This window comes from Streptomyces sp. HmicA12 (assembly GCF_000373565.1).
Lineage (GTDB): Bacteria > Actinomycetota > Actinomycetes > Streptomycetales > Streptomycetaceae > Streptomyces.
Window position 1 is genome coordinate 24,835 of sequence record NZ_KB891802.1, and the last position, 14,855, is coordinate 39,689.

Annotated in this window: 8 protein-coding genes; 3 read left to right on the plus strand and 5 right to left on the minus strand. The window is 71.4% G+C overall.

The window, feature by feature from the left end:
* Nucleotides 1-421: 421 nt before the first annotated feature.
* Nucleotides 422-988 carry a DJ-1/PfpI family protein gene (locus tag B072_RS0111055; protein ID WP_018530003.1) on the minus strand — a complete coding sequence of 189 codons (567 nt, stop codon included), beginning with the start codon at nucleotides 986-988 and terminating at the stop codon, nucleotides 422-424.
* 459 nt (nucleotides 989-1,447) lie between these two features.
* Here B072_RS0111055 and B072_RS0111060 point away from each other — a divergent pair, with 459 nt between their 5' ends.
* From B072_RS0111060 to B072_RS0111070, 3 genes are all read left to right on the plus strand, one after another.
* A complete protein-coding gene (locus tag B072_RS0111060) occupies nucleotides 1,448-6,370 on the plus strand; it encodes an NAD-glutamate dehydrogenase (protein WP_018530004.1) in 4,923 nt (1,640 codons plus the stop codon).
* Between the two features lie 252 nt (nucleotides 6,371-6,622).
* Nucleotides 6,623-7,414, plus strand: a complete 792-nt coding sequence (locus tag B072_RS0111065; protein WP_018530005.1) for a polyprenol monophosphomannose synthase — start codon at nucleotides 6,623-6,625, stop codon at nucleotides 7,412-7,414.
* Nucleotides 7,387-8,895, plus strand: coding sequence for a hypothetical protein (locus B072_RS0111070; protein WP_018530006.1), 1,509 nt, complete (start codon nucleotides 7,387-7,389; stop codon nucleotides 8,893-8,895). Before B072_RS0111065 ends, B072_RS0111070 begins: the two co-directional genes overlap by 28 nt.
* A gap of 94 nt (nucleotides 8,896-8,989) precedes the next feature.
* Here B072_RS0111070 and B072_RS0111075 read toward each other — a convergent pair whose 3' ends face one another.
* The 4 genes from B072_RS0111075 to B072_RS0111090 all read right to left on the minus strand — a co-directional run bounded on the left by B072_RS0111075 (nucleotide 8,990) and on the right by B072_RS0111090 (nucleotide 14,832).
* A complete protein-coding gene (locus tag B072_RS0111075; protein ID WP_018530007.1) occupies nucleotides 8,990-10,666 on the minus strand; it encodes a glycosyltransferase in 1,677 nt (558 codons plus the stop codon).
* Nucleotides 10,666-12,882: a CDP-glycerol glycerophosphotransferase family protein gene (locus B072_RS0111080; protein ID WP_051127152.1), complete on the minus strand. Its 2,217-nt coding sequence runs from the start codon at nucleotides 12,880-12,882 to the stop codon at nucleotides 10,666-10,668. The genes B072_RS0111075 and B072_RS0111080 overlap by 1 nt, the downstream gene beginning before the upstream one ends.
* Before the next feature lie 131 nt (nucleotides 12,883-13,013).
* Nucleotides 13,014-13,907 (minus strand): ABC transporter ATP-binding protein, encoded by an 894-nt coding sequence (locus tag B072_RS42955; protein WP_018530009.1) that lies wholly within the window; start codon nucleotides 13,905-13,907, stop codon nucleotides 13,014-13,016.
* Entirely contained in the window at nucleotides 13,900-14,832 is a 933-nt protein-coding gene (locus B072_RS0111090; RefSeq protein WP_018530010.1) for an ABC transporter permease, read from the minus strand. The genes B072_RS42955 and B072_RS0111090 overlap by 8 nt, the downstream gene beginning before the upstream one ends.
* Nucleotides 14,833-14,855 lie beyond the last annotated feature (23 nt).

Consider the following 14,855-nt stretch of genomic DNA (forward strand, 5'->3'; position numbering starts at 1 on the left):
GCCGGGTTGCTGTTCGTCTCGCGGGTGCGGCTCGGTGGGGCTTCTCGCGCAGTTCCCCGCGCCCCTGGCGGGGCTTTTCGCGTCCCGCGGCGGAGCCGTTGATGGGTGCAGGCCTGCGCCCCTGATGGGGCTCTTCGCGCGGTTTCCTCCTGCCCGCCTAGGTATACGGAGGATCGCCGCCGCCCCCATATGCGTATACCTGTCTCCGGGCATACCGATGTTCGTGGGGCGGGGGACCGCGAAGCTGTAGGGGTGTCGCTGTCCTTCGGGAGGAAGCGGTGCGGCGGAGCGTCGGGCAGTAATGGTCAACTCCCCACGGCTGTCGTGGCAACGGCCCTCCGTCGTGGCGCCCGGGGGCGCGGCACACCTCGGTGGCTGCCCTCGTCGGCGGGGCAGCCACCGCATACGCCGGCCGGAGGCGTCAGACCGCCGGGGCCTTGGCCCGCAGCACCGTGAGGAACTCCCGCATCCAGTGCGCGTGGTCCACCCAGGACCGTGACGAGACCAGGGTGCCGTCGACCACCGCCGCCGCGTCCTGGAACGTGGCGCCGGCCGCCTGCATGTCCATCTCCAGCGCCGGGTACGACGTGACGCGCCGGCCCCGCAGCCCGTCCACGGCCGCCGTCAGGAGCGGGCCGTGGCAGATCTGGGCGATGGGCCGGTCGGTGTCGAAGAAGGACTTGATGATCTTGCGGAGTTCGCCGTCGCCGCGCAGGTACTCGGGGGCGCGGCCGCCGGGGATCACCAGGGCGGCGTACTGGCCCGGGTCGACTTCGGAGAAGGCCAGATCGGCCGGCCAGGTGTACCCCGGCTTCTCCGTGTACGTGTCGAAGCCCGGCTCGAAGTCGTGGACCACGAAGCGGAGCCGCTTGCGGGTGGGCGCCGCGATGTGGACCTCGTAGCCCTCCTCGATCAGCCGCTGGTACGGGTAGAGGACTTCCAGCGACTCCGCCGCGTCGCCGGTCACGATCAGGATCCTGGGTGCCATCGGTCACACACTCCCCTGTTGGTCTCGGGCCGGACGGGTCGGTGTCCGCCGCCGTGACGCCGTCGTGCCCAAGGTGCCGCCGCCCATGAGCCCTGGCAAGGGGCCCGGTTCTGTGCAGAGTGTCAAAGTTCGACCGCTGGTTTTGTACACATGCGGCTCATGACGGGGGACCGGTCAGGAGCGATAGCCTTACTCCCGTGATCAGCGCGATATCTCGCGGGGGCATCGTCGCCCCCTGCCCGCGCCGGGAGCCCACGGGTCGCCACAGCGACCGTGCCCGGCGCGCAGACGCTGATCGTTTCCGGCGGATGGCCAGTTCGTTGAAAATGGCGCATTACCGTCCGCTCTTCTCCCAATCCGGCATAACGTCGATGCAGACCGGACACCCCGCGTCGCGGCGTTACGTCGAGCCATTCATGTCTACGTCACGCAACGGCGCGCGACAGGAGCCAGAGGACAATGCAGACCAAGCTGGACGAAGCCAAGGCCGAGCTGCTCGAACGGGCCGCCCGGGTAGCTGAGAACAGCCCGGTAGGGGGGCACCTACCGATGGGCGAGGGCACGCCTGATCAGGACACCGTGCTCGCGTTCCTCCAGCGCTACTACCTGCACACCGCTCCGGAGGACCTGAGCGACCGTGACCCGGTCGACGTCTTCGGGGCCGCGTACTCGCACTACCGGCTTGCCGAGAACCGCCCACAGGGCACGGCGAACGTGAAGGTGCACACCCCGACGGTCGAGGAGAACGGCTGGACGTGCAGCCACTCCGTCGTCGAGGTCGTCACCGACGACATGCCGTTCCTCGTGGACTCCGTGACCAATGAGCTGTCGCGGCAGGGCCGGGGCATCCACGTGGTGATCCACCCGCAGGTCGTCGTGCGCCGTGATGTCGCCGGCAAGCTCCAGGAGGTGCTTCCGGCCGGTTCCTCCGCCGAGGGGCACGACGTGCTCGTCGAGTCGTGGATCCACGTCGAGATGGACCGCGAGACCGACCGGGCCGACCTGAAGCAGATCACCGCCGACCTGCTGCGCGTCCTGTCCGACGTACGCGAGTGCGTCGAGGACTGGGAGAAGATGCGCGACTCGGCGCTGCGCATCGCCGACGAGCTGCCGAGCGAGCCGACCGCGGGCGACCTGCGCGACCAGGAGGTCGAGGAGGCCCGCGAGCTGCTGCGCTGGCTGGCCGCCGACCACTTCACCTTCCTCGGCTACCGCGAGTACGACCTGGGCGACGACGACTCGCTGTCCGCCGTCCCCGGCACCGGCCTCGGCATCCTGCGGGCCGACCCGCAGCACGACGCCGACGACCACCACCCGGTGTCCCCGTCCTTCAACCGGCTGCCGGCCGACGCCCGCGCCAAGGCCCGCGAGCACAAGCTCCTCGTCCTGACGAAGGCCAACAGCCGCGCCACCGTGCACCGGCCGAGCTACCTCGACTACGTCGGCGTGAAGAAGTTCGACGAGAACGGGAACGTCGTCGGTGAGCGGCGCTTCCTCGGCCTCTTCTCCTCGGCCGCGTACACCGAGAGCGTCCGCCGCGTCCCCGTCGTGCGCCGCAAGGTCGCCGAGGTCCTCAAGGGCGCGGGCTTCACGCCCAACAGCCACGACGGCCGCGACCTGCTCCAGATCCTGGAGACGTACCCGCGCGACGAGCTCTTCCAGACCCCGGCCGACGAGCTGCGGTCCATCGTCACCTCCGTGCTCTACCTCCAGGAGCGGCGCCGGCTGCGCCTGTACCTGCGCAAGGACGAGTACGGGCGCTACTACTCGGCCCTCGTCTACCTGCCGCGCGACCGCTACACCACCGGCGTCCGGCTGCGGATCATCGACATCCTGAAGGAGGAGCTCGGCGGCACCAGCGTCGACTTCACCGCCTGGAACACCGAGTCGATCCTCTCCCGCCTGCACTTCGTCGTCCGCGTCGCGCCGGGCACCGAACTGCCCGCGCTGACCGACGCCGACAGCGACCGCATCGAGGCCCGGCTCGTCGAGGCCGCCCGCTCCTGGGCCGACGGCTTCGCCGAGGCGCTGAACGCCGAGTGCGGCGAGGAGCGCGCCGCCGAACTGCTTCGCCGCTACGGCCAGGCGTTCCCCGAGGGCTACAAGGCCGACCACACGCCGCGCGCCGCCGTCGCCGACCTGGTCCACCTGGAGCAGCTCGGCCACGGCGAGAAGGACTTCGCGCTCTCCCTGTACGAGCCCGTGGGCGCCGCCCCCGGCGAGCGCCGCTTCAAGATCTACCGGACCGGTTCGCCCGTCTCGCTCTCCGCCGTCCTGCCGGTGCTGCAGCGTCTGGGCGTCGAGGTCACCGACGAGCGCCCGTACGAGCTGCGCTGCTCGGACCGCGCGACCGCCTGGATCTACGACTTCGGGCTCCGGATGCCGAAGCCGGTCAACGGCAACGGCGACGACCTCGGGGCCGACGGCCGTGAGCGGTTCCAGGAGGCGTTCGCCGCGACCTGGACCGGCGCCGCCGAGAACGACGGCTTCAACTCCCTGGTCCTGCGCGCCGGTCTGAACTGGCGGCAGGCGATGGTGCTGCGCGCGTACGCCAAGTACCTGCGCCAGGCGGGCTCCACGTTCAGCCAGGACTACATGGAGGACACCCTCCGCAACAACGTCCACACCACGCGCCTGCTGGTGTCGCTGTTCGAGGCCCGGATGTCGCCGGACCGCCAGCGCGCCGGCACCGAGCTGACCGACGGGCTCCTGGAGGAGCTCGACGGGGCGCTCGACCAGGTCGCCTCGCTCGACGAGGACCGGATCCTGCGGTCCTTCCTCACCGTCATCAAGGCGACCCTGCGCACGAACTTCTTCCAGGAGGCGGGCGGCGGCAAGCCGCACACGTACGTCTCCATGAAGCTCGACCCGCAGGCCATCCCCGACCTGCCCGAGCCGCGGCCCGCGTACGAGATCTGGGTGTACTCGCCGCGCGTCGAGGGCGTGCACCTGCGCTTCGGCAAGGTCGCGCGCGGTGGCCTGCGCTGGTCCGACCGGCGTGAGGACTTCCGCACCGAGATCCTCGGCCTGGTGAAGGCGCAGATGGTGAAGAACACCGTCATCGTGCCGGTCGGCGCCAAGGGCGGCTTCGTCGCCAAGCAGCTCCCGGACCCGAGTGTGGACCGGGACGCCTGGATGGCCGAGGGCGTCGCGTCGTACAAGACCTTCATCTCGGCGCTGCTCGACATCACCGACAACCTGGTGGCGGGCGAGGTCGTGCCGCCGGCCGACGTCGTGCGGCACGACGAGGACGACACGTACCTGGTGGTCGCGGCCGACAAGGGCACCGCGTCCTTCTCGGACATCGCCAACGGGGTCGCGGAGTCGTACAACTTCTGGCTCGGCGACGCCTTCGCCTCCGGCGGCTCGGCCGGTTACGACCACAAGGGCATGGGCATCACCGCCCGCGGCGCCTGGGAGTCCGTCAAGCGGCACTTCCGGGAGCTGGGCGTCGACACCCAGTCCGAGGACTTCACGGTCGTCGGCGTCGGCGACATGAGCGGTGACGTGTTCGGCAACGGCATGCTGCTGAGCGAGCACATCCGGCTCGTCGCGGCCTTCGACCACCGGCACATCTTCATCGACCCGAAGCCGGACGCGGAGACGTCCTACGCCGAGCGGCGCCGGATGTTCGAGCTGCCGCGCTCCTCGTGGGCCGAGTACAACAAGGAGCTGATCTCGGCAGGCGGCGGCATCTTCCCGCGCTCCGCCAAGTCGATCCAGCTCAACGCGCACATCCGGGAGGCACTCGGCATCGAGTCGGGCGCCGCCAAGATGACGCCCGCCGAGCTGATGAAGGCCATCCTCCAGGCGCCGGTCGACCTGCTGTGGAACGGCGGCATCGGTACGTACGTGAAGGCGGCCGCGGAGTCGAACACGGACGTCGGCGACAAGGCCAACGACGCCATCCGCGTCGACGGCCAGGACGTGCGCGCCAAGGTCATCGGCGAGGGTGGCAACCTGGGCGCGACCCAGCTCGGCCGCATCGAGTTCGCCCGCACCGGCGGCAAGGTCAACACCGACGCCATCGACAACAGCGCCGGTGTGAACACCTCGGACGTCGAGGTCAACATCAAGATCCTGCTCAACGGGCTGATCGCCGAGGGCGACATGACCGTCAAGCAGCGCAACAAGCTGCTCGCCGAGATGACCGACGAGGTCGGCCACCTGGTGCTGCGCAACAACTACGCGCAGAACACCGCCCTCGGCAACGCGGAGGCGCAGTCGTCGTCCCTGCTCCACGCCCACCAGCGCTTCATGCGCCGCCTGGGCAAGCAGGGCCACCTCGACCGCGGCCTGGAGTTCCTGCCGAGCGACCGGCAGATCAAGGAACTCCTCGCGAACGGGCGGGGGCTCAGCCAGCCCGAGCTCGCCGTGCTCCTCGCGTACACGAAGATCACGGCCGCCGACGAGCTGATCCAGACGGAGCTGCCGGACGACGCGTACCTCCGTCGCCTCCTGCACGCCTATTTCCCGCAGGCGCTGCGTGACAGGTACAGCGAGGCGATCGACGCGCACGCGCTGCGCCGCGAGATCATCACGACGGTCCTCGTCAACGACACGGTGAACACGGGCGGTTCGACCTTCCTGCACCGGCTGCGGGAGGAGACGGGCGCCTCGCTGGAGGAGATCGTGCGGGCGCAGCTCGCCGCGCGCGAGATCTTCGGGCTCGGCGAGGTGTGGGACGCGGTGGAGGCGCTCGACAATGTCGTCGCCGCCGACGTCCAGACGCGGGTGCGGCTGCACTCGCGGCGGCTCGTCGAGCGCGGTGCGCGCTGGCTGCTCAACAACCGGCCGCAGCCGCTCCAGCTGGCGGAGACGATCGACTTCTTCCAGGCCGGCGTCGCCGAGGTGTGGGCCGAGATGCCGAAGATGCTCCGCGGCGCGGACGCCGAGTGGTACCAGGGCATCCTCGACGAGCTGACCGGTGTCGGGGTGCCGGAGGAGCTCGCGCAGCGGGTCGCCGGGTTCTCGTCGGCGTTCCCGACGCTGGACATCGTGGCGATCGCGGACCGCATGGGCAAGGACGCGCTGGCCGTCGCCGAGGTGTACTACGACCTGGCGGACCGGCTCGGCATCACCCAGATGATGGACCGGATCATCGAACTCCCGCGGGCCGACCGCTGGCAGTCGATGGCCCGTGCCTCGATCCGCGAGGACCTGTACGCGGCGCACGCGGCCCTGACCGCCGACGTGCTCGCGGTCGGGAACGGCACGTCCACGCCGGAGCAGCGGTTCAAGGCGTGGGAGGAGAAGAACGCGCCGATCCTGGGCCGGGCACGCTCCACCCTGGAGGAGATCCAGGGCTCGGACGCCTTCGACCTGGCGAATCTGTCGGTGGCGATGCGGACGATGCGTACGCTGCTGCGCACGCATTCGTAGGCGGCACGGTCGCGGTACGTTCCACGGTTCGGCGGGGCGCTCCCTTGTGGGGGCGCCCCGCCGTCGTTCTGCCGCCGGGGCGCCGGGGCCCGCCCGATTCCTCACCCGGTGTGCTTCTCCGCCGAGTTGGCGGTGGTCCGTCGCCGTATTCTGCCTTCGCGAGGCCATCGGCTACGCCGCAATTCATGACATTGCGTCTAAAGTGGACCTGATTGTCTGATGACTGATCACCGACCCGACCAGGGAGAGCGCATGCCGTCGAAGCCGCCGAAGCCGACTCAGCCGGCGGGGCGCACGGTCGTGCTGCCCGACGACTGGTCCGCCACCCCGCTCACCGTCGTCATGCCGACGTACAACGAGGCGGGGAACCTGCCCGGCATGGCCGACGCGCTCATGGAGCTCGAACTGCCGGGGCTGCGGCTGCTCGTCGTCGACGACGCCAGCCCCGACGGCACGGGCGACATCGCCGAGGAGTACGTGCGCAGGTTCGGCGCCGAGCGCGTCGGCGTGCTGCACCGGGCGGGCAAGGAGGGGCTCGGGCGCGCGTACGCGGCGGGCATGGGGCGGGCCGTCGCGGACGGGGCGCGCTACGTCCTGCAGATGGACGCCGACGGCTCCCACCCGGTCGCGAAGGTCCCCGAGATGCTGGGCGTCGCGCTGTCGACGCGGGCCGGGGTGACCATCGGCAGCCGGTACGTGCAGGGCGGCACCCTCTCCGACGCCTGGGGCGCGCACCGCAGACTCCTCTCCCGCTGGGCCAACGCCTACGCGGGCACCATCCTCGGCACCCGGGTGCGGGACATCACCGGCGGCTTCAACCTGTGGCGCGAGGACGCGCTGCGCGCCATCGACCTGGCGTCCGTGGACAGCGCGGGCTACAGCTTCCAGGTCGAGATGAAGTACCGGGCGCTGCGCCGCGGTTACGGCATCGTCGAGGTCCCCATCCACTTCGAGGACCGCGTCGTCGGCGAGTCCAAGATGAACCTGATGGTGCAGCTGGAGTCCGTGGCGATGCCGTGGAAGCTGCGCGCGAGGGCCCGTTGACGGCTGCCGCCCGCGCCCTGGTGTGGGCCGCTGCCGGGTGCGTCCTCGTCCTGCTCCTGGCGGTCGTGGCGCGGCTGCCGTGGGCGGGCGACCTGGGAGTCCACGCCGCCACGGTCGAGCGGCTGCGCCACGATCTGCTCGACCCCGGCGACCCGCTGGTCGCGGCCGACGTCCCGAGCCCGTACTACACGCCCTGGACGCTGCTGCTCGGCTGCGTGGCGAAGGTGACCGGGCTCGGGGTGTTCATGGTCCTGCGCGTCGCGGCGGTGATCTCGCTCGGGGTGCTGGCGGGCGGCCTGTGGGCGTTCGTCGGTACGTTCCTGGAGCGCGGGACGCCGCGGTGGCGCAGGGCGGCGGTGACCGGGCTCGTGCTGCTGTGCCTGGTGCTGCTGTGGGGCACGACGCTGTTCAACTGGAGCGGGCTCACCGGCCTCAACTCCCTTGCCCTGTGCCTCGCTTACCCGAGCACGTTCGCGCTCGGCGCGTCGTTCTGGCTGTGGGCGCTGCTGCGGCGGGCGGTCACCTGGGCGCACTTCCTGGGCGCCGGGGTGCTCTGGGCGGTGATCCTGCTCAGCCACCAGTTCACCGGCGTCGTCGCCTCGTTGGGGGCGCTCGCCATGGTGCTGGGCACCCGGCCGTGGCCGCCCCGCGCGGCCTGGCTGCGGCTGGCGGCCGGGCTCGGCGTCGGGGTGGCCCTGCTCGCGCTGTGGCCGTACTACTCCTTCTTCGGACTGTTCGGCGCCGGGGCAGGTCTGGAGGCCATCCACCGCCCGCTGTACCGGGAACTCGCCGCCCGGCTGTGGCTGGTGGCCCTGATCGGCGGGGCCGCGCTGGTCCTCAGGTGGCGCCGTGACCGCCGCGATCCGCTGGTGCTCTTCTGTCTGCTCGGGCTGCTCGTGTTCGTGGCGGGCGGGGCGAGCGGCCACTGGTCGTGGGGCCGGGTGCTGCCCGCGGTCCTGGTGCCCGCGCAGGTCGCGGCCGGGCTCGAGGTGTTCTGCGCGCCGCGACGGGCGGTGCGGGCCGGTCTCGGCTGGGCGGTGGCCGTGGCGCTCGTGGCCGGGGCGTGGACCCAGTCGGGGACCCTCGGCTACGTCCTGCCGCGGTCCGCGCTGCCGTCCGCCGTAGCCGCCAAGTACCGGGCGCCGTGGGGCGGTTACCACTGGGTCACGCCCTGGGTGGCGTACGGGGACGTGGTCCTGGCCAAGAAGTTCCCGGCCCGGCAGATCCCCGCGTACGGGGCGTACACGGTCGCCCCCGGATACCCGGACTTCTTCCTGGACGACGAGGACGCGCGGGCCGCGGCGGTACGGACGTACTTCGCGTCCGGGTCCTCGCGGGCGGAGCGCGTCGAGGTGCTGCGCCGCTACGGGGTGCGGTGGGTGATGGCGCACGGCGGCGACGGCGGACTGCCGGCCGGGGACCCGGCGCTGGAACGGGTGGCGGTCGGGCCGCGGGGGCAGGTGCTGTACCGGGTGCGGTGAGCGGACGGCGGGAGCGGATTCCGGACCCGGCGCACGGGAAACGGCCGGGCCGTGAGGCCCGGCCGTCGGCCGTCACAGCGCAGCCGCGCCCGGCCTACCGCGTGGCGCTCGCCACCAGCCGTGCCACCCGCCGCACCCGCTTGCCCGTGCGGCTGCGGCCCACCTTGCGGGCCACGGGGCGGATCACCCGCGCGGTCATGCCGACCGGCTGCCACCGGACCTGGAGGCGCCCGGCGCCGCGGCCCTCCGGTTCGACGGTCACCCGGTGCCGGTCCACCTCGGCCGTGAACGAGGGGAAGTCCAGCGGGGCCAGCAGCAGGCCCGTGTTGCGCAGGCCGCCGGGGGCCTGGACCTGGAGCATCGGGTGGCGCAGGCCGTCGAAGCCCTGGGTGGGCAGCGGCGCCTCGGTCAGGTCGAGGCGGACCCGGCCCTCGAAGAGGCCCGGCCGCACCGGGTCGAGCCGGAAGCGGAGCGTCATGCGCGTGCGGCCGGGCGTCAGGAGCAGCGAGGCGACCTGCGGGCCGACCAGCAGGCGCAGCCCCGGGTCGTAGGTGCGCACCGACAGTTCGAGCGAGGCCGGTCCCGGCCCCCGCCGCACGGACACGATCTCGTGCCGGAACTGCGCGCCGGGGAACGGCCGGGTGTCCAACGCCAGCTCGGACAGGTCCAGTTCGCGACGCCCCATGGCGGTTGCGGGCACCGAGGAACCCCAGTAGAGCGTGCCCGAGGCGTCCGCCACCGCCTCGCGCGGCGCGACCCCGTGCCCGAGGCCGCGGGCCGCGAGCCGGGCCTCGGCCAGGCGTCCGTCGCGGACCAGCTGGAGCACGACACGCTCCGGGCGCGGCAGCCGCTCGTACGCCTCCGGGGCGAGCCCCGTCAGGTACGGGTTCACGATCTCGGCGAACTCGGCGAGCCACTCGTCGTCCCGGTAGGGCAGGTCGCCCGCGTACATCCGGAAGTCGTGCTTGAGGAACTTGTAGTCCTTGGCCTCGCGCACGACCGCGCTGCAGCCGCACTCGGAGAGGAAGGTGTCGATGAGTTCGTGTACGCGGATGCGGTCGCGGACATTGGTCAGCTTGTGCCGCTGGTTGGAGATGGAGGCCGCGGACTCGGCCGCGTACGGCTCGATGTACCAGCGGTAGACCGGCTCGGGGATGATCGTGAACGCGCGCGCCAGGCTGTACGCCTGCGCCGAGAAGAGCTGGTCCTCGTAGTGGACGCCCTCCGGGAAGCGCAGGTCGTGGCGGTCCAGGAAGGCGCGCGTGTACATCTTGTCCGTCGACAGGGGGTCGAAGAACAGGCCGGGTTCCGCCTCGATCCCGGTGACCGTGCGGCGCTCCGTGACCAGGTGCGGCATCCACGTCGAGCGGCGGCCCGTGTCGGCCCGGACCCGCTCCACCGCGCCCATCGTGAAGTCGAGGGACGGGTTCTCCCGGTGGGCGGCGAGCAGCAACTCGACGGCGCGAGGCGGGAGTTCGTCGTCGCTGTCGAGGAACATCAGGTACGGGGCGCGGGCGATGTCGATCGCGCGGTTGCGCGGGGCGCTGCAGCCGCCGCTGTTCTCCGGGAGGCGGAGGTAGGTGACGCGCGGGTCCGCCTCCGCCAACTCCTTCGCCACCTCGGGTGTGTTGTCCGTCGAGTGGTCGTCGCTGATGATGATCTCGATGTTCCGGTGCGTCTGCGCCTGGAGCGAGGCGACGGCGCGCGGGAGCCGTTCGGCGTCGTTGAAGACGATGACCGTGACGGTCACGTCGGGGGTGGGGCCGGGCATCAGGCGTTCGCCTCCTCGGGGGTGGGGGCGGGGGTGCGGGACTCGACGGGGACGATCGGCGGCAGGTTCTCCTCCCGCTCGCCGAGGAAGACGCGGCGCACGACACGCTCCGCGGCCCGGCCGTCGTCGAACTCGCAGAAGCGGCGCCGGAAGTGCGTCCGCGCCTTGGCCGACGCCTCGTCGCTCCAGGTGTCCGTGGCGAGGATCTCGGTCAACTCGTCCTCGGTGCGCGCCACATGGCCCGGCGGCTCGGCCATCAGGTCGAAGTAGGTGCCGCGGGTCGCCGCGTACGTCTCCCAGTCGTCGGCGTAGCTGATGATCGGCCGGTCCAGGTTCGCGTAGTCGAACATGATGGACGAGTAGTCGGTGATCAGTGCGTCCGAGGCGAGGGCGAGGTCCTCCACCGGGTCGTACGCCGATACGTCGAGGACGCGGCCGGTGCGGCGCAGGCTCGCCAGCGGGGACGCCGTGCCGCCGTAGAAGTAGTGGCCGCGCACGAGGATCGTCGTGCCGTCGCCGAGCCGGTCGGAGAGGGCCGCCAGGTCCAGGCGCGGGGTCCAGCTCGCCTCGTAGTCGCGGTGGGTGGGGGCGTACAGCACGACGCGCCTGCCCGGCGCGATGCCGAGGCGTTCACGGATCGCGCGGATGTCGGCGGCCGTCGCGTTGTAGTACACGTCGTTGCGCGGGTAGCCGTAGTCCAGCGACGTGTAGTGGGACGGGTAGGCGTGCTCCCACATGCGGGTGGAGTGGCTGTTCGCGCTGACGCTGTAGTCCCACTTGTCGACGCGGGCGAGCAGCGCGTCGAAGTCGAGGCCCTTGGAGGCCGTCGGGTAGTCGCGCTGGTCCAGGCCCATCTTCTTCAGCGGCGTGCCGTGGTGGGTCTGGAGGTGGACGGCGTCCGGGCGCTTCACGATCGCGTTCGGGAAGTTCACGTTGTTGGTGAGGTACGTGGCGCGGGCCATCACCTCCCAGTAGCGGTCGGTGCCGGGCACGACGCGGTCGGTGCCGGGCGGCAGCAGGGGTTCGGCGGCCTTCGAGACCACCCACACCGGGTGGATGTGCGGGGCGAGGTCGGCGAGCTTCGCGGCGATCGCGGCCGGGTTGCAGGCCACGCCCCGGTCCCAGTAGGCGGAGAAGACGGCCAGGTCGGAGGTGGCCGGCTCGCGCAGCGCCCGCTGGTAGCGGAGGTCGCGGACCTTCGCCCCGAACTGCTTCTTGCCGTTGCGCACGGCCGACTTGAGTTTGCGGCGCCGCTGGTTGACCGCCTGGAACGCGCGGTACTTCGTGTACGCGTCCTCCTCCAGGAGTCCGCGCCGCACACCGCCGAGCCCGCCGGGGCGGCGATAGCCCTCGGGCTTCCAGCGCACGGCCGCCGCGGACGCGCGGTGGAAGAACTCCCGCGCCACCGCGTCCGGCATCGTCTCGCGCGCCACGATCCGCATCGCCTCGGTGGCCATCAGGTCGTACAGGACCGCGCGCGGGCGGGCCGGGGTGTCCCGCTCGCTCATCATGCGCTGCAGGCGCTCGTACGAATCGATCAGGCCGAACCGCTGCTCGGCCGTCACCGGGGGCAGGCTCTCGCGCCGCAGCTGCCGCATGTCGACCGTGACCTGGTCGAGGCAGGCGATCCGGTCGGCGAGGGTGAGCGCGGCGCGGGCGGCGAACATCTCGTCCGGGTCGCCGAGTTCGGTCTCGTGCGCGCGCCAGAAGGAGGCACGCAGGGCGCGGTTGCCGAGCAGTGGTGTGACCCGCAGCAGGTCGGGGACCCGGCCGAGGGTGACGTCGCGGCGGCCCGCCCGGGCGAGCCGGCCCGTGTCGGCGCCGGACCTGCCGGTGCTCCGCCACGTCGAACGGACGTGGTCCATGACCACCACGTCCACCTCGTCGGGCACCGCGGCCAGCCGGTCGAGCAGGGTGCGCACCGCGCCCACCGGCAGCCGGTCCTTGGCCCGCACGAACCACAGCCAGGTGCCCTGCGCCCGCTCGGCCCCGGCCGCGCGCGCCTCGGCGTCGCTCGTGCCCTCGGGCAGCGGGACGACCGTGCCGCCGTCGCGCACGGCCACGTCCTGCGCGGTGGCGCCGACGGCGGCCGTCAACAGCTCGGCCTCCGGGGGCAGTTGGGCCGCGACACTGTCCAGGCAGGCCCCGAGCAGACCCTGTATGTCGTGTCCGTGGACGATGATGCTCAACAGGGGCTGGTGGGTTCTCGCCTGCACGTGGGCTCCTTTGTCCTCTCCCGGATCACCAGTCGACGCACCATAATTGCACTAAACGGACAAAAGGGTAAGCGCTGTTGTGCTTTTAGTGGTTCTCATGGGGGAAGAGGAGCTTTTGGGGCCCTAGGTTCCTACTGTGCGGTCTTTGCTTGTTTCGGGGCTTTGGCGGTCTTGGCGGTCTCGGTGGCCTTCGGCGGGTTGGTGAACGCCTCGTACTCCTTGAGGACCTCCTCCGTCGGCCCGTCCATGCGCAGCTCTCCGCGCTCCAGCCACAGCACCCGGTCGCACGTGTCGCGGATCGACTTGTTGCTGTGGCTGACCAGGAAGACGGTGCCCGCGCGCTCGCGCAGCTCCTTGATCCGCTGCTCGGAGCGCTTGCGGAAGGCGGCGTCACCGGTGGCGAGCGCCTCGTCGATGAGGAGGACGTCGTGGTCCTTGGCGGCGGCGATGGAGAAGCGCAGGCGGGCCGACATGCCGGACGAGTACGTGCGCATCGGGAGCGTGATGAAGTCGCCCTTCTCGTTGATGCCGGAGAACTCGACGATCCCGTCGTAGCGGTCGCGGACCTGCTCGCGGCTCATGCCCATGGCGAGGCCGCCCAGCTTCACGTTGCGCTCGCCGGTGAGGTCGTTCATCAGGGCGGCGTTGACGCCGAGCAGGGAGGGCTGGCCGTCGGTGTAGATGCGGCCGTTCTCGGTGGGCAGGAGGCCGGCCACCGCCTTGAGCAGGGTCGACTTGCCGGATCCGTTGGTGCCGATCAGGCCGATGGCCTCGCCGCGGTACGCGGTGAACGACACGTTCCGCACGGCGTGCACCTTCCGCACGCCCGAGCGTCGCTCGGCCTTCGCGCGGCCCTTGCGGCCGCCGAGGATGCGGCTGAGGGCGGCGGTCGCGGAGCCGCGGCCCGCGCCGGTGCCGTTGACGCGGTAGACGATGTCGACGCCGTCGACGACGACGGTGGGGACGCGCTCGTCCCGCGGGGGCCGCTCGGTGCGGGGCGCCGTCTCGGTCAGGGTCTCAGTCACGGCCGTACGTCTCCTCTGCCTTCCAGAAGTAGATGAACCCGCCGACTCCGGCGAGCAGCGCCCAGCCCACGGCGAAGGCCCAGACGTGGGGCGGGAGGCTGTCCGCGGTGAAGCTGTCGATCAGGGCGAAGCGCGTCAGGTCGATGTAGACCGCGACCGGATTGCACTGCACGGCGTGCTGGAGGAGCACCGGCAGGTCGGTGTTCGGCAGCTTGTCGCTGAGGCTGAACATCACGCCGGACAGGTACATCCACACGCGCAGGATGAACGGCATCAGCTGGTTGAGGTCGGGGGTGCGGGCGCCGAGCCGCGCCATGGCGAGGCCCAGGCCCGCGTTGAAGACCGACTGCAGGGCCAGGACGGGCAGTACCAGGACCCACGACCAGGCCGGCGGGACGCCGAACGCCAGCAGGATCGCGAGCAGCGCGACCATCGAGAACAGCAGCTGCTGGAGCTGCTGCAGGCAGTACGACAGCGGCAGCGAGGCGCGCGGGAAGTGCAGCGCGCGCACCAGGCCCATGCTGCCGGAGATCGCCTTCACCCCGGACATCACCGAGCTCTGCGTGAACGTCCACACGAACACCCCGGTGACCAGGAACGGGATGAAGTCCGGGATGCCCCGGGACTGGCCGAGGATGACGCCGAAGATCAAGTAGTAGACGGCGGCGTTGAGCAGCGGGGTCAGCACCTGCCACAGCTGGCCGAGGCTCGACTTGCTGTACTGCGCGGTCAGCTTGGCGGTGGAGAACGCGGTGATGAAGTGGCGCCGCTGCCACAGCGTGCGCACGTACTCGGGGAGCGAGGGGCGGGCGCCGCTGACGCTCAGCCCGTACCGCGCGGCGAGAGCGGCGGCGTCCTCGGCCGGGGCGACCGGGGTCGTCGCCGGGGGCGTGGGCGGGGGAGGCGTGTCCAGGACCTGACTCACGTCCGCTGCCTTCCTTCGGTGAA

Coding starts and splice junctions, on each gene's coding strand:
- B072_RS0111055 (WP_018530003.1), bottom strand. CDS start 988: ATGGCACCCAGGATCCTGATCGTGACCGGCGACGCGGCGGAGTCGCTG.
- B072_RS0111060 (WP_018530004.1), top strand. CDS start 1,448: ATGCAGACCAAGCTGGACGAAGCCAAGGCCGAGCTGCTCGAACGGGCC.
- B072_RS0111065 (WP_018530005.1), top strand. CDS start 6,623: ATGCCGTCGAAGCCGCCGAAGCCGACTCAGCCGGCGGGGCGCACGGTC.
- B072_RS0111075 (WP_018530007.1), bottom strand. CDS start 10,666: ATGCCCGGCCCCACCCCCGACGTGACCGTCACGGTCATCGTCTTCAAC.